We start from the raw sequence: 18,216 nt of genomic DNA, 5'->3' as shown, positions 1-18,216 counted from the left end.
CTCCGCCTTGAAAGTGTCAGCCGAAGACAATCACATTGCGTTTGGCTGAACCAGTCTTGGTGTCGGCAATCGCCTCGTTTATCTGGTCCAGACGCCAGCGGCCCGAGATCAGCTCATCCAGTTTCAACCTGCCCTGCTGGTAGAGGTCCACCATCCAGGGGATATCGCGCTGGATCACCACATCGCCCATTTTGGAGCCGATCAGCCCCTGGCCAACAGCTGCCAGAACCACCGGTTCATAAGCAGCCTTGGCGCCTGAATGCGGCATCCCGATCAGCACCGCCTTGCCGCCGCGCGCCAGGTAGCGGGGGGCCTGGTCATAGGCCGGGATGGCGCCAACGGTGATCAGCACCGCGTCAGCGCCGCGGCCGCCAAGCGCCTTGTATGCGGCCTTCCATGGCTTTTCTTCGGTGGCGAGCACCCCGTGGGTGGCGCCGAACTCCTTGGCGATCTCCAGTTTCCCGGGGCTCATGTCCACTGCAACGATGCGGCGGGCGCCGGCAATGCGGGCGCCCTGGATGGCGTTGAGGCCGACGCCGCCGGCACCGATCACCACCACATCCTGGCCCGCACGCAGTTGCGCCGCATTGACCACCGCGCCCACGCCGGTGATCACCCCGCAGGAAACCAGCGCCGCGGCGTCCTTACCCATGTCTTCCGGGATTTTCACGATCTGGCGCTGGTCCACCACAACCTTCTCGGCAAAGGCGCCGCAAGCCATGGCCTGATCCAGCGGCTTGCCGTCCGCGGTTTTCAGCGGGCCGCGCAGGGTGTCATGCGGCGTTTCGCAGATCACCGGCCTGCCGCCAGCGCAGGAGGGGCAGGTGCCGCAGCTGCGGATCAGGGTCACCACAACAGAGTCGCCCCCGGTAAACCCCTGCACACCGGTGCCGACTGCGGTGATCACCCCTGCGGCCTCATGCCCGTAAACTGCGGGCAGATGCCCGCCCCAGGCGCCCTCGGCATAAGAAATGTCGCTGTGGCAGATGGCAACCGCGTCCAGCGTGACCTCGACCTCGCCCATTCCAGGCGGCGCCAGCTGCACCTCCTCGATCACCAGCGGAGCGCCGAATTCATGGCAGACGGCGGCTTTGATGGTTTGCATGTTCTTTCTCCCCGTTTTCAGGCAGCGTGGCGCGGTGGGCACCCGGCAAGCAAGCTGGAATGCGGCAGCAGCCCGGCAGAGCGGCGCTTTTACGCTACGGAAGTTTTGCTGCGCAGGAACACTGCGCAGCCGATCGCCATCATCAGCAGCGCCAGCAGGAACGGCGCACCAGGCAGGTAGAGGCCGGCGCCTTCGCCGGTGAAGCGGGCAAACACCGCCGTCATCATCAGCGGTGACAGGATCATCGCCAGCGCATTGACGGCGGTCACTACGCCTTGCAGTTCACCCTGCTGGTTGTCCTCAACCGCCTGTGCCATCATTCCTTGCAGCGCGGGCTGGACAACTGCCCCCAGGGCCGAGACCGGGATCAGCAGCAATGCAAGGGGGCCGCTGGAAATAAAGGCAAGAATGCCGAGGGCAATAAACTCAAACAGCTGCCCCCAGATCACCGTCCGCCGCTCGCCGAACCAGATCACTGTATAGCGCAGCAGCCAGCCCTGCACCAAAGCCATCGAGATACCGTAGACCGCCAGCGACAGGCCGATCACCTGCGGCTGCCACCCGAAACGTTCCAGCGTGAAATAGGCCCAGATCGCAGGGTAGACATAGATCGCAACAGAATAGAGGAAATAGACCCACAGCAGCGGTTTGATGCCCGGAATGCGCCCGACTGCGCGGAAGGCACCAAACGGGTTGGCGCGGCGCCAATCAAAGGGGCGGCGGTTCTTGTCCTGCACCGTTTCGCCCATCACAAACCATCCGATGGTGAAATTTGCCAGCACCAGAACCGCGGCGGCATAAAACGGCGCCCGCGTGCCCAACTCGCCCAGCAGCCCGCCCATCAGCGGCCCCAGCACAAACCCGGCACCAAAGGCCGCACCCAGCAGGCCGAAATTGGCGGCCTTTTTCTCCGGCGGCGAAATGTCGGCGATATAGGCGCCCGCTGTCGAATGCGTCGCGGCGGTGATCCCGCCCAGAATGCGGCCCAGAAGCAGCAGCCACATAGTGCCGGCAAGGGCCATGATCAGATAGTCCAGCGCCATCACAAACAGCGACACCAGCAGCACCGGCCTGCGCCCCACTGCGTCGGATAGACTGCCGAGGACCGGGCTGAACAGGAACTGCATCACTGCAAAGACAGTGCTGAGCACACCGCCCCAAACTGCTGCCTGCGCCAGCGAACCGCCCTGCACCCCGGTGATCAGGCCAGGCATCACCGGCATGATCAGCCCAATGCCCATGGCATCGATCATCACGGTCGCCAGGACAAAGACGAGGGACAGGCGGCTATGGCGTTCAGCCCTGCCGCATTCGTCGAATTTTGCCGGTAGCACAGGCAATTCTGCTCTCCTTAGCGGGTTCTATTCGCCGCCCGGTTCTTCTGTCTTCTTGGCAAATTGCAAGGCTTCCCACGGGGCCCGGCCCATCTGCTGTGCCGGATCAAACAGGGCTGCCGCGTCCAGTTCCGGGTACGCCCGCGCTACCAGCTCCTGCAGCGGGGTTCGTGTGGACTGTGCTTCCTGGCACAGCAACTTGACCGCCGCCTGCGCATCAGGCCGCTGCATCTTTGCGGCGAGGGCAAAACTCAATGCCTCGGCGTGAATCATACCCAGCCCGTCCGACAACGCGGATGCCATGGCCGCCGCATTCGGCGCGAGGCCCGCGCTGAGCGCCCGTCCGGTCTTTGCGGCACTGGCTGCACCCAGCACGATTTGGGGCAGGCACATCCATTCGGTGAACCAGGCCGCCCCGTCACGCTGATGCTGCTGGATTGAAGCGCTCTGCAGGACGGAAAGCAGACCACTGCCCTGCCGCGCCAGCGCCGCCAGAACCGAAGGCGCCACCGGGTTCTGTTTCTGCGGCATGGTTGAGGACGCGCCGGCTCCACCCAGCGAAATCTCCCCGATACCGCTTTGCACCAGCGCGGTGCTGTCCTCTCCCAGCTTGCCGAATGCGAGCGTCACGCGCACCAGCCAGTCCGCAATCCGCAGGACCGGGGTGCGGTTGGTGTGCCAGCTGTGTCCGGGATCGCCCAGCCCCAGCCCATTGGCCATGGCCGCGCGTACCTCGGCTGCTTGCGGCCCCAATGCAGATGAGGTTCCCGCAGCACCTGACAAGGACACCAGCAGGCAGGAGCGGCGCAAGCCGGGCAGTTCCTCCAGCAACCCCAGCAGCGGCGCACCCCAGCCCGCCGCCACCGCACCGAAGCTGGTCGGGGTGGCGTGCTGGCCATAGGTGCGGGCGGCCATCGGCAACTCTGCATGTGTTTTGGCCAATGTGCCAAGCGTTTTTACTGCTGCGGTCAAATCCGTTTCTATCAGCGCCAGCACCTGGCGCAGCCGCAGCATCAGCGCGCTGTCCATGATGTCTTGCGAGGTGGCGCCCCAATGCACATACTGCGCGTGCTCTGGCGCTTTCATTTCTTCCCGGAACGCCGCGACCAGCCCTGGCACCGGCACGCCGTTCTGCCCTGTGGGCCGCTTCAAAACACCGGGATCAATGGCGATTTCCACCACGGCCCGGCTGATTGCGGCGGCGCTCTCCTGCGGGATCACTCCGGACGCGCCCTGCGCCTTGGCCAGCGCGCCTTCCACCAGCAGCATGGCACGCACCTCTGCGCTGTCAGAGAACAGGCGGCTGGCCTCGCCGCTGCCAAAGAGATCACCGTAGACTTGGCTGTCAAAGACGGAACCTGCCATCAGAAGTCCTTTGCGATTTGCCCGATCAGATCGGCGAGCCCGTCGGGGTCCGCAAAGAAGGGCGAATGGGATGTTTTTATGTCATAGACCCGCTGCGGCGGCAGCTGCGCCGCCATTTGCGCCTGGTATTCCGGAGGGATCACCCGATCGCCTGAGCAGCGGATATAGGCCTTGGGCACGCTTTCGAACCGTTCAGACAGCTGGATCGCTGTGTCCTGAGGCCGGATCGGCTGAAGGCAGAGGTTTTGCAGAGCAAAGCGCACCGACTCCGCCGGGCAATCGTGATAAAATAAGTCCGGCGCGGTTTCGGGCAGGAATGTGTATCCTGTGCCGGCCGGGTTCTTGGCGGTCGTGCCCGTCAGCGTTTGCCGCGGCCCGGCCTTGCGCATACCGATCAAGGACATGCCGCTGACAGGGATGTAGGCGCAAAGATAGATCAATCCACGCAGGTTTTCAGGTGCTGCCTCAGCCGCGGCGGAAATGGGAAAACCGCCCCAGGAATGCCCCAGCACGAGGGTGTCCGGAGTGGAGGCTGCTGCGATGACCTCAGCCGTTTCTGCCAGCGTGACATCTGCCGGATCCCGGCCGTCGCCATGGCCGGGCAGGGTGATTGCACGGGCGCTGTGGCCGCTGGCTTCCAGTCCCGGGATCACATCGCGCCAGCACCAGGCGCCATGGCAGGAACCATGGATCAGAAGAACCTCAGCCAATGTGCCCGGTCTCCTGCAGAAAAGCGGTCAGGCGCGCTGCGTATTCTTCAGGTTGCTCAACGCAAGGGATATGACCTGCGCGGCGGATCAGGTGGAATCGGCTGCCGGGGATAAGATCGACCGTCTCGCGCACCAGATCGGGCGGGGTGGCTCCGTCCTCCGATCCCGCGATGCCCAGGCAGGGAAGCCGCAGACCGCTGGTGGGTGTATAGAAATCAGTGCCCGCAATTGCCGCGCAGCAGCCGGCATAGCCATCGCGGGACTGTTGAACCAGCATGTTGTGCCAAAGCTGCAGTTGAGGCGACGCGCGATAGCCGCGGGAAAACCAGCGCTTCATCACGGCATCGGCCAGTGCCCCGATACCCTGCGTTTGCACCATCTGCACACGGTCCTTCCACATCTCGGCGGTGCCGATCTTGGCCGCAGTGTTCGACAGCACCAGCGCCCGGATCTGGTCCAGCCGCTTCACTGCCAGCCCTTGTGCAATCATGCCGCCGATTGACAGCCCTACGAAAACACAATCGCGTACCTCTAGAAGATCCAGCAACCTTTCCGCATCGCGCACCAGCGCGCCCATCGAATAGGGGGCAGGCGGGCAGGACGACAGCCCATGGCCGCGCTTGTCATAACGGATAACGCGCAGGCCCGCGGGCAGCCGCTCTACCACCGCATCCCAGACCCTCAGGTCCGTGCCCAGCGAATTGGCAAAAACGATGGGGGCGCCGTCCGCATCTCCGTCAATGCGGTAGTGAAGCTGGACATCGCCCAGGTCTGCGATCTGCATGAAATGCCTCATTTCTGTTCCGCCGCAGTCTACCTGCGCCTTGGCGGCGAGGTAAACCAACCGCTGGCCGCAGGCGGTGGAATTTTCTTGAGGAAGAAAATTGGCCGGGAAAATCGGATTTTTCCGGCCCCCCTCAGCTGCGCAGCTCCATATGGGCCATGATCTGCCCGTGATCGGAAGCGAGTTTGTTGTAAGGCGCCTCCGGATGGCTGCCGTCGGTCAGATGATCGTTGAAGACACTGTAGTACTGCATCTCCCCCAGCGCGCCGTTCCAGGCAGGGTCGAAATGGCGCGACATGTAGATCTGGTCGATGCTTTCATGCACGCCGCCAAAGGCGGTGGTGTAGACCACATCACGCAAGCTCTTCTTCAGAAACATCTTCTCGGCCGAGCGCAGCCGCACCCGGTCGATGGCTTCGCGGATCTGCCTGTCTTCTTCCTCGCTATAGCGGTCGCCGCCGTGCCGGGCGTCATGGCGCAGCATCCAGGCGTAGTTCCTGAATGGTGCTTCGCCCGAGATGATTTCGCTGCTGACCGCGTGTTCGCCGTCATTGAAATCCCCCAGCACCATGACCGGGCGGCCTTGTTCCAGCTCGTCCAGCACCGCACGGCGCAGCACCCAGGCTTCTCCCATCCGCCGCAACGCTGCGCGCAAGGCCCCCAGGGCACGGCCCGCGGCGTCATAAGCTGTCAGCACAGATTCCGGGGCGTACTCCGCCCCTTGCGGCGTGATGTATTCACCCAGCTTCGATTTCAAATGGCAGTTGAAGACGGTGATAACCTGATCGCCAACCGGCACGCGCACTTTCAGAACCGGGCGCGACAGGCGGCGCAGGGTATAGAACCCAGCGTCGTCATCTTCGCCCAGGCAAGCCATCGGAATATCCAGCGGCTGAGCCAGCTCCTGGATCACCTCTGCTTCGCCTTCGAAGCCGAACCGCGACAGCACCGCAAGACCCGGGCGCCGCTTTCCAGGCTCGCCCGTGTCATTGACATTCGGAGCGAATGCCAGCGCAGCCTCAGCATAAGACCCATAGGCCAGCTTCTGAAAAATCGCCTTGCGGTGATAGCGCTTGGAGGGGTCGGGGATGCTGGCTGCATTCGCCTCAGCCCCGCGCCGGTCCGCTTCGGCAATCACCTGGCGCAGCGGAGCCTCTTCAAAGATCTCTTGAAACCCAACGATATCGGCATTCAGCGTCAGCAGCTGGTCGGCCATCCAATCTGCTTTCCACGCATATTCCTCGGGCGTGTAGCTTTGGAAACGGTAGTATTCCCGCTCGGGTCCGATCAGATTTTTGACGTTGAACGAGGCGATGGTGAAACGTGTCATGAACGGCCCCCTTGGCTGCCGGACGGATTGCCGTGCGGTCAGAGTTCAAGCATAACGCGCCAGTGCCTCCTGGAACAGCGCTGCATCCACATTGCCGCCAGTGGCGACTGCAATCACGGCCTCGCCGCCGATCTTGCCAGGGTGGAACAGGGCCGCCGCCAGCGACGCAGCCCCACCGGGTTCCAGAACGATCTTCAGCCGCAAAAAGGCCATCGCCATCGCCCGCTGCGCCTCTTCTTCGGTGATGACCAGGCCCGGCCCGCACAGGCGGCTGAGGATAGGAAAGGTGATCTCTCCCGGCTGCGGTGTCAGGATCGCGTCGCAGATGGAGCCCGATTGGCTGGGGTTCTGCCGGATTTCACCAGCGGCCAGCGAGCGGGTCACGTCGTCGAACCCTTCCGGCTCCACCGGCCGCACCCGCAGGCCTGGCGCGTATGCCTCCAGCGCCAAAGCGATCCCCGACGACAATCCGCCGCCGCCGCAGTTGACCAGAACCTCTGCTCTGGTGACGCCTTCGTCAGCGGCCTGTTCCGCAATCTCCAACCCGCAGGTGCCCTGACCGGCAATCACCAGCGGTTCGTCATAGGGTTTGATCAGAGCCAGCCCGCGTTCTCCGGCCTGCCGGGCGCCAACGGTTTCGCGGCTTTCCCCGCCGGCGCGGTCGTACAGCACAACCTCAGCGCCCAGATCACGGGTGTTCCGGATCTTCAGCTGCGGCGCATCAGCGGGCATCACGATCACAGCAGGCGTTTTGTGCGCTTTGGCTGCTGCGGCCACGCCTTGCGCATGGTTGCCGCTGGAATAGGCAAGCACACCCCGCGCGAGGGCCTCTTCCGGCAGCGCCGAGACCGCCGACCAGCCGCCGCGGAACTTGAAGGATCCGGTGTGCTGCAGGCATTCCGCCTTCACAAACAGACGCCGTCCGGCGATTTCGTCCAGAAACGGCGAAGACAGCAGCGGCGTGACGCGGGCATGGCCTTTCAGCCGCGCTGCCGCAGCTTCGATCATGGCGATTGAGGTCATTTGATTTGGTCCAGTACAGCATGGATGAGGGCAAGCGCCTCTGGCTCGTCCAGAAAGGGCACATGGCCGCGGTTCGGAACTTCCACGGCTTGCAGGGCAGGCAGGCGGCGCTGCATTTCCACATAGGTTCCGGCGCTCAAAATGTCCGAATTTGCGCCGCGGATGATCCCGCAGGGCAGCCCGTCCAGGGTCATTAAGAGAGGCCAGAGATCCGGGGGAGGGCCAGCCTCCGCTTGTGCCAGCAGCGCGTCCCGCAGACGCGGATCATAGCGCAGGCTGAGCCCGCCGGCATCTTCGTCATAGAATGCCTCGGCCTCCTCGCGCCAGCGTTCAGCCGGAACACCGGGAAAGGCCGGCGCCATCAGGGCAGAAAGTGCTTCTGCAGCCTGTGCATGTGTCTTTGCAGCCGGGCGCCTGCCAACGTAGTCCATGATCCGGGAAATGCCATCTGCGGGGATCTCGGGGCCGACATCATTCAGGATTACCGCTGCGAGCCGGTCTTTGGCGATGGCGGCCAATGTCATCGCCACCAGGCCGCCGCGCGAGGTGCCCAGAATGGCAGCGCGGTTCAATTCCAAATGATCCAGCAGCTCCAGCACATCCTGCGCCTCGCGCAAAACATTGTAGGTCATGAAGTCCGGATCATGATCCGACTGTCCTCTTCCGCGGGCGTCCAGGGTGATCATCCGGCAGCCTGCGGCATGCGGCGCGAAATAGCGGAAATCGCGGCTGTCCCGGGTCAGGCCCGCCAAGCACAGCAGCGGTACACCCTCCCCGGCAGCGGAGTAATGCAGCTGCAACCCGTCTGAGGTTTCATAAAACGGCATGTGTGAAGGTTTATCCCTTGGCCAGATCGGGAATTGTGGTGAGGTCCGGCAGGATATGCGCCGGTTTCCAGGGCAGCCTGTCAACAGGCTCGCCCGCCCGGTTGACCCAGGCGGTGACAAACCCGTAGCCGGATGCCCCCGCCGCGTCCCAGCCGTTGGAGGAGACAAACAGCACCTCCTCGCGGGCGCAATTGAACCGGGCGCCAACCATATCGTAGACGCGGGCGTCGGGCTTGAAGATGCCGGCGCTCTCCACCGACAGCACGCCGTCCAGCACATCGCCGAGCCCGGCTGATTGTACTGCACCATCCAGCATGGCAGGGGATCCATTGGACAGGATTGCGGTGTTCATGCCGGCGGACTTCAGCGTGTTCAGCATTGCGGGCACTTCCGGATAGGCCTGCAGCTGCCAGTAAAGATCAAGCAGCCGCTGGCGCAAGGCGGCATCTGCTGCCAGCCCGGCCGCCTCCATCGCCCAATCAAGCCCGTTCTGCGTCACATCCCAGAAATCGGCATGGGCATTGGTGATCGCCCGCAGCCAGGTGTATTGCAACTGCTTCAGCCGCCAGTTGTTGGCCAGCTCCGCCCAACTGTCCTGCAGATGCGGAAATTCCGGCTCGCTGGCGGCCTGCCGCGCCGCAGCGGTCACATCGAACAAGGTCCCGTAGGCGTCAAAGATACAAGTTGTAATTGGCATGGGGCGCTCCCTTTGCTGAAGCGTTGCACGAAGCCCCGGGCGGGCAAAGCGTGAAATTGTATCCATACGGGTTTACATCACATTCGCGGACGCTAGGCTGCGCTCCTTTATCAACCCGCAACCGATTGGAGGTCATATGACCGGGGTAAAGAACGGCGACACCGTGCGCATCCACTACACAGGCAAGCTGACGGATGGCACCGTTTTCGACAGTTCCGAGGGCCGTGATCCGCTGGAATTCACCGTCGGTGCGGGGCATGTGATCGCGGGCATGGATGCAGGGCTTGAAGGCATGTCCGTGGGGGAGAGCAAGACGCTGGAAATCCCCTGCGCCGAAGGATACGGCCCGATCAACCCCGCCGCACGCCAGGAGATCCCCCGCGAAGGCATCCCCGAGGATATCCCGCTGGAACTGGGTACTCAGCTGCAGATGCAAAGCCCGGACGGCCAAGTGCTGCCGGTGACCGTGGTCGAGGTCGGCGACGAGACAGTCACTCTGGATGCCAACCATTTCCTGGCGGGTAAAGATCTGATTTTCGATATCGCGCTGGTCTCGGTATCCTGATGTCCGGCCTGCGGGCAGGCGGCACTCCCGCGCCCGCAGGTCTTCCGGCTTTGCCAAAAGCCCGGCGACGGGCGGGAGTGCGCCGGGTCAAAGGCAGGCGGACGCATTGCAAAGCCCCGGCGTCCTGAAACCACGGGTGAATAAGAAAAAAGGCGCCTCCAGGGGCGCCTTTCCAGATGTCAGCGGCTTCTGGCTGCTTACAGATAATCCTGCTGCGGCATTCCCAGCACGTGGAAGCCGCCATCGACCCGGATGACTTCACCGGTCGTGCAAGAGCCTGCATCAGACGCAAGGTATACTGCGGTTCCGCCTACCGCCTCCAGCGTGGCGTTGTCACGCATTGGCGCATTCTGGGCTGTGTGCTTGAAGGTCTTGCGCGCGCCGCCGATGGCAGCACCGGCGAGTGTCTTCATCGGACCGGGCGAAATTGCATTCACCCGGATGCCCTCGGGGCCCAGGTCATTGGCCAGGTAGCGGGTCGCCGATTCCAGCGCTGCCTTGGCCACGCCCATCACATTGTAGTTCGGCACCACCTGGTTTGATCCCTGATAGGTCAGCGTCAGCAGGGTGCCGCCGTTTTCCTTCATCAGCGGATGTGCCCGGCGCGCCACTTCGATGAAGGAATAGGCCGAGATATCCAGCGAGTTCTTAAAGTTTGCCCGGCTGGTGTCCAAGAACCGCCCGGTCAGTTCGGATTTGTCCGAATAGGCAATCGCATGGACCACGAAATCGATCGACGGCCAGCGGCTGCCAAGCTGTTCGAACGCCGTATCAAGCGAGGCGTCGTCGGTCACATCCACGTCGACCATAAAGTCCGAGCCGACGCTCTGTGCCAGCGGCTCCAGCCGCTTGCCAAAGGCTTCGCCCTGATAGGTAAAGGCCAGCTCGGCACCGGCTTCGGCCATGGCCTTGGCAATGCCCCAGGCGATGGAGCGGTCATTGGCAACGCCCATAATCAGGCCGCGTTTGCCGGTCAGCAGTCCCGCCATCGTCACTTATTCCTTGTATTTGCTCAGAACCATCGAGCCATTGGTGCCGCCAAAGCCGAAGCTGTTGGTCATCACCGAATCGAGGCCTGCGTTTTCCACCAGTGCGGTGGCAATCTCGCCCGGCTGAATGCCTTCGGCGAGGGTATCAACATTGATCGACGGCGTGATGAAATCATTGTCCAGCATCAACAGGCAGAAGATCGCCTCTAGCGCGCCGGCAGCGCCCTGGGCGTGGCCGGTCATCGACTTGGTCGAGGAAATCGGCGGTACCTGGCCTTCGCCGAACACTCGGCGCGCGGCCTCGACTTCGCCGACGTCGCCGACCGGGGTCGAGGTGCCATGCGCATTGATATAGTCCACCTTACGGCCTTCAGGCAGGGTCGACAGCGCTAGCCGCATCGCCCGCTCGCCGCCTTCACCGGAGGGGGCCACCATGTCGTGGCCGTCAGAAGTGGCGGCAAAGCCGGTCACTTCGGCGTAAATTTTTGCACCGCGGGCCAGCGCGTGGTCGAGGTCTTCCAGCACCACAATGCCGCCGCCGCCGGAGATCACGAACCCGTCGCGGTCCTGGTCAAAAGCCCGGCTGGCCGCGGTGGGGTCGTCGTTCTTCTTCGAAGACATTGCGCCCATAGCGTCGAACAAGCAGCTAAGGGTCCAGTCCAACTCCTCGCCGCCGCCGGCAAACATCACGTCCTGTTTGCCCATCATGATCTGCTCGGACGCATTGCCGATGCAATGCAGCGAGGTCGAGCAGGCCGAGGTGATCGAATAGTTGACGCCCTTGATCTTGAACGCCGTTGCCAGGTTGGCGGAAATGGTCGAGGACATGCATTTTGGCACGGCAAAGGGGCCGATGCGTTTGGTGGCGCCTGTTTTGGCGACCACCTGATGCGCTGCCAGCATGGCCGAGGTCGACGGGCCGCCGGAGCCTGCCACCAGACCTGTACGCTCGTTAACCACCTGATCTTCCGAGAGACCTGCATCGGCAATTGCCTGGCTCATCGCGATATGGGCGTATGCCGCACCTGGCCCCATGAACCGCAGGGTGCGCTTGTCCACATGCTGGGCAGTGTCGATTTTCAGCGTGCCGGCCACCTGGCTGCGAAAGCCGTGCTCAGCCATCTCGGGGCTGGCTTCGATGCCGGACTTACCGGCTTTCAGCGCGGCGGTGACCTCTTCAGCATTGTTCCCGATGGAGGAGACAATCCCCAAACCGGTGACGACGACGCGACGCATAGGCGTACTCCTTGGATTCGATCAAACGGATAGAGGTCAGCTTTCGTCTGCCAGCCCGACCTTCATGTCCTTGACTTGATAGATTTCTTCACCATCCGCCAGCACACGGCCATTGGCAACGCCAAGCTTGAGCTTGCGGTCGATGACACGGGTGAAATCCACGAAATAGGTGAGCATTTTGCGGTCGGGTTTGACCATGCCTTTCAGCTTGACCTCGCCAACGCCCATGGCCATGCCCTTGCCGGTCATGCCGCGCCAGCCCAGATTAAAGCCGGTCAGCTGCCACAGCCCGTCCAGGCCCAGGCAGCCGGGCATGATCGGGTTGCCAGGAAAATGGCAGTCGAAGAACCACAGGTCCGGGGTGATGTCGAATTCCGCAACAACATGGCCTTTGCCGAACTCGCCGCCATCCGCACTGATGTCTGTAATGCGATCCATCATCAGCATCGGCGGTGCCGGCAGCTGGGCGTTGCCCGGCCCAAACAGCTCGCCCCGCGCGCATTTCAGCAATTCGTCCTTGTCAAAGCTGCTCGGGTAATCGGCCATTCGGGCGCATCTCCTGCCTGGGGTCTGGTCTATAAGTATATCTGGTTTCCTGTAACACCCGGCCAAAGGGTCCTGCAAGGGGACCCCGCGTCACTTCCTGCGCTGAATGTGCCACACGCACACAAGAAACACCTGCCTAGCTGCGAATGAATTTCATTTGAAAAACCCTGGGTGTTGCACCTATATATACGGTCAGCAACGCGATGCAGGATCTGCTCATGACGCCAAACAGCGAAGACACGGCCACACGCTGGCTGACAGAGGCCGGGCTAAGACCCACCCGGCAGCGGGTGGCGCTTGCCGAATTGCTGGTCGGCGACGGCAAACACCGCCATATCACCGCCGAAAGCCTGTTCGAGTCGGCCAAGAAGAAAGGCGCCGCCGTATCGCTGGCCACCGTCTATAATACTCTGCGCGCCTTTTGCGACGCCGGCGTGTTGCAAGAGATCCCGCTGGACGGCTCCAAAAGCTATTTTGACACCAACACCCATGATCATCCGCATTTCTTCTGGGAGGATGAAGGCCGCGTCAGCGACGCGCCCGCACAGGAACTGGTGATTCACAAACTGCCGGAAGCCCCCGACGGGATGGAGATCGCCTCAGTCGATGTGGTGATCCGCCTGCGCAAGGTCTGACCTGCCGGCACTTAGCACTGTGCGCAGAATGTCACGCGCCTTAAAGGCCGGCGAAGCATCCGGCAATTGCGTATGCGCCGCCAGAATTACCGGCTCTTCTGCGGCCTGGTCCGTGATCCGAACAGCGCACAATGGCTTGCCATCATAACTCATCCCGCCAGGCGGCAGGCTGTAGCTGATGCCGACACCCTCGCCATTGGCGGCCAGGCTGCGCAGCAATTCCAGCGAACCCGCCCGGTGGGCAATCCGCGGCACCAGCCCCTGCGCCTTGAACAGTCCCAGCATGTGCTGCACAGATAAGCCTTCCTGTGACAGTACCAGCGGATGCAGCACCACCTCTGCCAGGGTAAGGCCGCTGCGCGTTGCCAGCGGATGTTCAGGCGGCACCAGCGCGTGGGGTGAAAACCGGTCCAGTTCCGCCCGGCTGAACCCGGCATCCAAACCCAGGTCAAAGGTGATGGCCAGATCCGCCTCGCCTTCGGTCAGCGCATTGTTCAATGGGTCGAACCCGCAGGCACGGTGGCGGACCCCCACCTCTGGCAGCGCTTGGCGCAGGGCCTTCAGCGCCGGTGCCAGCAGGAACGGCGCAAGGTCCGAGAAACAGGCCAGCATTAGCCCTCTTTGCCCGGCACCGGACCCTTTCGGGTCTTCCAGCCGCCGGGCTTGATCCAGCAGTTCCTGCGCCTGTGCCGCGAAGTCCCGGCCCTGCGGTGTCAATGTCAGCGCCGTTCCGCGGCGGCGCAGGAACAATGAATAACCAAGGTGGTCTTCGATCCGGCTGAGGGCTGCAGACAGGGCAGGCTGGCTTACATGCACCGCCTCGGCCGCTGCGGACAGGCTGCCATGCTGCACTACGGCGCAGATATATTCGTAATGGCGTAACGTAAGGTATAACATGAGGTTAAGTCTATAATAGAAAGATATGATTTGAAACTATGTCCGTTGACCGGCAGGAATGACGCATCAGAATTGCATCATTCAGCAGCGGAGGCCGCCATGGTCCACCCCCTTATCACCCCTGAACACATCGAACAGTTTCAGCGCGACGGCGTTGTCCTTATCCGCGGGTTGTTTGCCGAACAGGTTGAGCTGCTGCGCGCCGGGGTGGCCGCCAATATGGAAAACCCTGGGCCATATGCGTCCAATAACGAAAAGGCCGGCCAGACCGGGCGCTTCTTTGACGACTACTGCAACTGGACCCGCATCCCCGAGTTCCAGCAGGCGATCGAACAATCGCCAGCGGCCGAAGTTGCCGCTGACCTGATGCAATCCCAGTCTGTGCAAATGTTCCACGATCATGTTCTGGTCAAGGAACCGGGCACATCAATGCCGACCCCGTGGCATCAGGACGGGCCATATTATTTCGTCGAGGGGCAGCAGACCATCAGCTTCTGGTCGCCGCTGGATGAGGTGAAGGACGCCGCATTGCGCTGCGTCGCAGGCTCCCACAAATGGGAAAAGGAAGTGCTGCCGACCCGCTGGGTCTCCGAGGAGGATTTCTTTGCGGACGAAGGGCAGTATATGGCTGTTCCTGATCCTGACGCCGAAGGCATGACCGTGGTGGAATACCCGATGCAACCGGGTGATGCGATCGCCTTTAACTACAAGACGCTGCACGGATCCCGCGGCAACACCTCAACTGCGCGCCGCCGTGCGTTTTCGCTGCGGCTGGTGGGCGATGATGCACGCTATGTTGAGCGTCCCGGCCCCACATCGCCGCCCTTCCCGGGGCATGAAATGCAGCCCGGCCAGCGACTGCGCGAGGATTGGTTTCCGGTCCTGCTGCAGCGGTAACAGGGGAGGGGGCCTTGCCCCCTCAGGCCTGAGGGCCTTCACCCCCAGGGTATTTTTGACCAGAAAGAAGCAGAAGCGGGCAGCCTTGGCCGCACGGTTATTTTTTCAGATCACGGCGGATGCCCATGTTTTCGGCGTTGGAAAACGAACAGGTTTTGCAGATGCCGAACTGTTTGAGAAAGCCGCGCTTGCGGGCGCGGGCGGCCTCGTCCGAACGGTAGGCGGCGAGGAAGCCGTCCTGCTCGACATTGGGCAGCTGGATCACCTGGTCATAGTCGATACAGCACAGGCCCAGATCGCCGTTCCAGAACACCACCGACTGAAACAGCGGCACCGTGCACATCGCATGGCTGGTGTGGCGCGGGTGGCGGCGCAGCTCTTTCTGACGCGGCAGGAAATGCGCAAACTCGCGTTTCTGGTCGGCGGAGGTATAGGAGCCGATCGAGAATGTCTTGAACCGCACCCGGTCAAAACCTGCGTTGCGCGCCCAGGTCTCCATTTCGTCCATCTGCGGTTCGGAATAGCTGGTCAGCAGTGTCTGCAGCACCGTGACCGGGGTTTTGAAGCCCAGGTCCTTTTTGATGTTCAGAAACTCTTCAATGCTGGCCTTGACCTTATCGAAGTCGGAATTGACCCGGTAAGTTTCCTGAGCCTCCTTTGAAAAACCGTCCATGCACAGATTTACGCGGGCAAGTCCCGAGCGGATCAGCCGTTCGCTCATATCCGGAGTGAGGCGGGTGGCATTGGTCGACAGATAGGTGTCATGGCCGTTTTCATGGGCGTAGGCGATGAAATCGGGCAGGTCTTTGTGCAGGGTCGGCTCACCCGAGAAGCTGAAATAGATCGCGGGCTTTTCCCGCTGGTCCTTGAAATCGTCGATGATCCTGCGGAACACGTTCGGTTTCATCATGCCGCGTTTGCGCTGCATGGCAAAGGTGACCGGGCACACCGGGCAACGCAGGTTGCAGCTGTTGGTGGCGTCGATGATGATGATCTTTGGAGGGCGGCGGAAGTACGCCAGCGGCAGCAGCCGGGCCAGCACATGCAGTGCCCGTTCATGCAGTGCCGGCGGTTTGGCGGGCAGGTCCGGCTGCGCTGTTTCCGGTTTCAGGTCCGGAACGGGGGCTAGATCTTTCATGCGTTGGCCTCAGTATGCTGCGTACGGGATCCACCTTAAGGTCCGGGAGAGGCGAGGCAAGCCTTTGCGGGGTCACATTGCGTGAGCATTACGTGAGCGGCCAAGCAGCAAAGTTGCACCCGGCCTGTTCGGAGACGAAGCCCGCAGACAGCAATTAAAAGCTGCATTGTGTGTGGAAACGGAAATTCTATACTGCGGTCACCGCCGGTTTTGGACGGAATTGCTGCCTTCAATTGGTGTCAGCTGTGCGCTGCAAAGGGCAGCAATTTGCTGAATGACAAGCGACGGCTGGCGGTTGCAGGCCCAGCAATGCGGCCACACCTCGGCAGAAAACGCATCTGTGGCTGATCCAAGACAGCGTTCGGGAGCCGATCCCGGGGTCTGCCAATAACACCGGCAGCGATTGATCAGAGACACCGAAGACGCCATGTGCACCGGTTGCGGCCTATGCCAGCCTGCGCCGGAACTTGCGGATTGACCTTGAGCCTCGGGATCCGGCCCTCCGGCGGGGCTGGCTGGAGCGGCAGCCTTCCGGGGCTTATTTCGAGAAACTCATAGGCAGGTTAAGGCTGATTTGATTGATCTGCAGCTTTTTCGGCGCTGATGGGAACTTGCCGGCCCGGGCGACGGCTTGCAGGGCTGCCTGATCAAAGGCTGCGACACCTGAGGATCTGGCAATCCGGTGGCTCAGCAGCTGGCCTGACCGGGAGACGGTAAGACGCACCACAACCTGGCCTTTGCCGCTGGTTCCGGCGGGGTAGCGTTTGCGCCGTTCCACACGGGCGCGGATCTTGGCGCCCCAGATACTGCGCAGCTTGGCCCGGCGGCCGGACTCTGCCGTTGCCGCCTGTGCTCCGCCGGATTGCCCGGCCTGAGCGCCGCCGCCCGATCCGGCGGCCCGCTGTTCGGCCCGGCCGGCCGAGGCCTGTTCTGATGTACGGTCCTGCTGCGGTTGCGGTTCAGGCGCGGGTTTAGGCTGCGGATCCGGCTTTGGCTCTGGTTTCTGTGGCTTTGGAGGTGACGGCGGCGCAGTGTCGATTTGCAGATTGTCCGTTCTTGCAGGCGCGGGTATTGCAATCTGTGCTGCAGCCCGCGGTGCCAGGTCAAGTGCCAGTTGCGGCAGGGAAGGGACGTTGGCCGGCGGCAACGGTTCAACGCTTTGGGCTGCGATCTGCGGTGAAGTCTGCGGCGGCTTCTCCCAGGCCTCGGCCATTTCCGCTACAGCTTCAGGCGCCGCCTGGATTGACACCATCGCCGTGCCGCCCGCGCCGCTGGATTGCGCGCCGGAACCGGGCACGCGAGCAAACAGCGACACATGGATCAATACGGCAATGCCGGCAAAAACGGTGAATTCAGCGGCACGTTTCATGGCTGGCGGACCACCAGTTCAGCCTGGCTGAAGCCTGCTGCCGCCAGTTGGCGCAGGAGGCGGGCCAGGGCTGTTGCCTCCAGCCGGGCGTCGGCGCGCAATTGCAGAACCGGGGTGCCGCCGCTGACTGCCGCCAGCCGTGCGAGGGCTTCGCCGCCTTCGGCCCCATCGAAATGCATCCTGCCTTCGGCATTGATGTACAGCACAGGCCCGGCTCCGGGGTCTGCCTCGATTGCTGCGTCCGGCGGGGTTACCTCAAACGGATCAGGCTGCGCCAGGCGCGAGGTCATCAGGAAAAAGATCAGCAGCAGGAACACCACATTGATCATCGGTACGATGGATTCAGTCCGCGGACGGCGGGGCGCCTCTGTCAGGTCCATGCGCGGTTCCTTATTCCACCAGCACAAAGTTACTGTAGCCCGCCTGCCGCAGCAGCCCGGTCACATCGGTGATACGCTGCAAGTCGGCGCCGTCGCGGCCGCGCAGGATCAGCATATCGGTGGGTTTTCCCATCAGCGGTGCCAGTGCCTGGGTCAGGTTGCTGTCTGCCACCGGCACGCCATTTACATCCAGATTTCCCGCACCGATTCCGACCAGCCGCGGCGGCCCCGAGTAGCTGCCGCCCTGGGCCGCCAGTGGCAGCTGCAGCACCGCATCGGTGCCAAAGCGCGACGCCAGCATGAAGAACACCAGAAGCAGAAACACCACGTCGATCATGGGCGTCAGGCTTGGCTTGCGCCGCGGTTTCAGGGTTTCGGTGAACTCCATG

General features: G+C 62.5%; 20 protein-coding genes. 3 read left to right on the top strand and 17 right to left on the bottom strand.

All coding sequences use genetic code 11. The features are described from left to right. Positions 1 to 16 precede the first annotated feature (16 nt). From ETW24_RS16215 to ETW24_RS16175, 9 genes are all read right to left on the bottom strand, one after another. Positions 17 to 1,105 carry a Zn-dependent alcohol dehydrogenase gene (locus tag ETW24_RS16215; protein ID WP_129372010.1) on the bottom strand — a complete coding sequence of 363 codons (1,089 nt, stop codon included), beginning with the start codon at positions 1,103 to 1,105 and terminating at the stop codon, positions 17 to 19. A gap of 89 nt (positions 1,106 to 1,194) precedes the next feature. Beyond that, positions 1,195 to 2,358, bottom strand: a complete 1,164-nt coding sequence (locus ETW24_RS16210) for a TCR/Tet family MFS transporter (protein ID WP_129372958.1) — start codon at positions 2,356 to 2,358, stop codon at positions 1,195 to 1,197. Positions 2,359 to 2,466: 108 nt separating this feature from the next. Then, positions 2,467 to 3,804, bottom strand: a complete 1,338-nt coding sequence (locus ETW24_RS16205; RefSeq protein WP_129372009.1) for a class-II fumarase/aspartase family protein — start codon at positions 3,802 to 3,804, stop codon at positions 2,467 to 2,469. After that, complete coding sequence (locus tag ETW24_RS16200; RefSeq protein ID WP_129372008.1) at positions 3,804 to 4,514, bottom strand: alpha/beta fold hydrolase; 711 nt, start codon at positions 4,512 to 4,514, stop codon at positions 3,804 to 3,806. Before ETW24_RS16200 ends, ETW24_RS16205 begins: the two co-directional genes overlap by 1 nt. After that, positions 4,507 to 5,298 (bottom strand): 3-oxoadipate enol-lactonase, encoded by a 792-nt coding sequence (pcaD, locus tag ETW24_RS16195; protein WP_129372007.1) that lies wholly within the window; start codon positions 5,296 to 5,298, stop codon positions 4,507 to 4,509. The genes ETW24_RS16200 and pcaD overlap by 8 nt, the downstream gene beginning before the upstream one ends. Before the next feature lie 133 nt (positions 5,299 to 5,431). After that, complete coding sequence (locus ETW24_RS16190; protein ID WP_129372006.1) at positions 5,432 to 6,628, bottom strand: endonuclease/exonuclease/phosphatase family protein; 1,197 nt, start codon at positions 6,626 to 6,628, stop codon at positions 5,432 to 5,434. Positions 6,629 to 6,673: 45 nt separating this feature from the next. Continuing rightward, positions 6,674 to 7,651 (bottom strand): threonine ammonia-lyase, encoded by a 978-nt coding sequence (locus ETW24_RS16185; RefSeq protein ID WP_129372005.1) that lies wholly within the window; start codon positions 7,649 to 7,651, stop codon positions 6,674 to 6,676. Then, complete coding sequence (locus ETW24_RS16180; RefSeq protein WP_129372004.1) at positions 7,648 to 8,478, bottom strand: alpha/beta fold hydrolase; 831 nt, start codon at positions 8,476 to 8,478, stop codon at positions 7,648 to 7,650. Before ETW24_RS16180 ends, ETW24_RS16185 begins: the two co-directional genes overlap by 4 nt. Positions 8,479 to 8,488: 10 nt before the next feature. Beyond that, the gene (locus tag ETW24_RS16175) at positions 8,489 to 9,175 is read right to left on the bottom strand and encodes a haloacid dehalogenase type II (RefSeq protein WP_129372003.1); all 687 of its coding nucleotides are present in this window, start codon (positions 9,173 to 9,175) and stop codon (positions 8,489 to 8,491) included. 136 nt (positions 9,176 to 9,311) lie between these two features. Between ETW24_RS16175 and ETW24_RS16170 the strand changes: the two genes are divergently transcribed. Further along, positions 9,312 to 9,740: an FKBP-type peptidyl-prolyl cis-trans isomerase gene (locus ETW24_RS16170; protein WP_129372002.1), complete on the top strand. Its 429-nt coding sequence runs from the start codon at positions 9,312 to 9,314 to the stop codon at positions 9,738 to 9,740. A gap of 197 nt (positions 9,741 to 9,937) precedes the next feature. Here the strand turns inward: ETW24_RS16170 and ETW24_RS16165 are convergent, their stop codons facing one another. Genes ETW24_RS16165 through fabA form a run of 3 tightly spaced genes read right to left on the bottom strand, consistent with a single transcriptional unit; the run spans position 9,938 to position 12,511 of the window. Then, a complete protein-coding gene (locus ETW24_RS16165) occupies positions 9,938 to 10,729 on the bottom strand; it encodes an enoyl-ACP reductase FabI (protein ID WP_129372001.1) in 792 nt (263 codons plus the stop codon). Positions 10,730 to 10,735: 6 nt separating this feature from the next. Further along, positions 10,736 to 11,965, bottom strand: a complete 1,230-nt coding sequence (fabB, locus tag ETW24_RS16160; protein ID WP_129372000.1) for a beta-ketoacyl-ACP synthase I — start codon at positions 11,963 to 11,965, stop codon at positions 10,736 to 10,738. A 36-nt stretch (positions 11,966 to 12,001) separates the two neighbouring features. Continuing rightward, positions 12,002 to 12,511 (bottom strand): bifunctional 3-hydroxydecanoyl-ACP dehydratase/trans-2-decenoyl-ACP isomerase, encoded by a 510-nt coding sequence (fabA, locus tag ETW24_RS16155; RefSeq protein ID WP_129371999.1) that lies wholly within the window; start codon positions 12,509 to 12,511, stop codon positions 12,002 to 12,004. Positions 12,512 to 12,729: 218 nt separating this feature from the next. Here fabA and irrA point away from each other — a divergent pair, with 218 nt between their 5' ends. Then, on the top strand, positions 12,730 to 13,146 hold the full coding sequence (gene irrA, locus ETW24_RS16150) for an iron response transcriptional regulator IrrA (RefSeq protein WP_129371998.1): 417 nt from the start codon (positions 12,730 to 12,732) through the stop codon (positions 13,144 to 13,146). Here irrA and ETW24_RS16145 read toward each other — a convergent pair. Continuing rightward, positions 13,111 to 14,043 (bottom strand): LysR family transcriptional regulator, encoded by a 933-nt coding sequence (locus ETW24_RS16145; protein WP_129371997.1) that lies wholly within the window; start codon positions 14,041 to 14,043, stop codon positions 13,111 to 13,113. The two genes, irrA and ETW24_RS16145, sit on opposite strands and share 36 nt — an antisense overlap. Before the next feature lie 99 nt (positions 14,044 to 14,142). Here ETW24_RS16145 and ETW24_RS16140 point away from each other — a divergent pair, with 99 nt between their 5' ends. After that, on the top strand, positions 14,143 to 14,940 hold the full coding sequence (locus ETW24_RS16140; protein ID WP_129371996.1) for a phytanoyl-CoA dioxygenase family protein: 798 nt from the start codon (positions 14,143 to 14,145) through the stop codon (positions 14,938 to 14,940). Positions 14,941 to 15,037: 97 nt separating this feature from the next. Here the strand turns inward: ETW24_RS16140 and ETW24_RS16135 are convergent, their stop codons facing one another. The 4 genes from ETW24_RS16135 to ETW24_RS16120 form a co-directional block, all read right to left on the bottom strand. Then, positions 15,038 to 16,078: a radical SAM/SPASM domain-containing protein gene (locus tag ETW24_RS16135; protein ID WP_129371995.1), complete on the bottom strand. Its 1,041-nt coding sequence runs from the start codon at positions 16,076 to 16,078 to the stop codon at positions 15,038 to 15,040. Positions 16,079 to 16,616: 538 nt separating this feature from the next. After that, positions 16,617 to 17,447: an energy transducer TonB gene (locus ETW24_RS16130; RefSeq protein ID WP_129371994.1), complete on the bottom strand. Its 831-nt coding sequence runs from the start codon at positions 17,445 to 17,447 to the stop codon at positions 16,617 to 16,619. Then, a complete protein-coding gene (locus tag ETW24_RS16125) occupies positions 17,444 to 17,827 on the bottom strand; it encodes an ExbD/TolR family protein (RefSeq protein WP_129371993.1) in 384 nt (127 codons plus the stop codon). Before ETW24_RS16125 ends, ETW24_RS16130 begins: the two co-directional genes overlap by 4 nt. Positions 17,828 to 17,837: 10 nt before the next feature. After that, positions 17,838 to 18,215 carry an ExbD/TolR family protein gene (locus ETW24_RS16120; protein WP_129371992.1) on the bottom strand — a complete coding sequence of 126 codons (378 nt, stop codon included), beginning with the start codon at positions 18,213 to 18,215 and terminating at the stop codon, positions 17,838 to 17,840. Position 18,216: the final 1 nt, after the last annotated feature.

Source organism: Leisingera sp. NJS204, from assembly GCF_004123675.1.
Taxonomy (GTDB): Bacteria; Pseudomonadota; Alphaproteobacteria; order Rhodobacterales; family Rhodobacteraceae; genus Leisingera.
The sequence above is the reverse complement of the archived record's forward strand: the minus strand, read 5'-3'. Positions and strand labels throughout refer to the sequence as shown.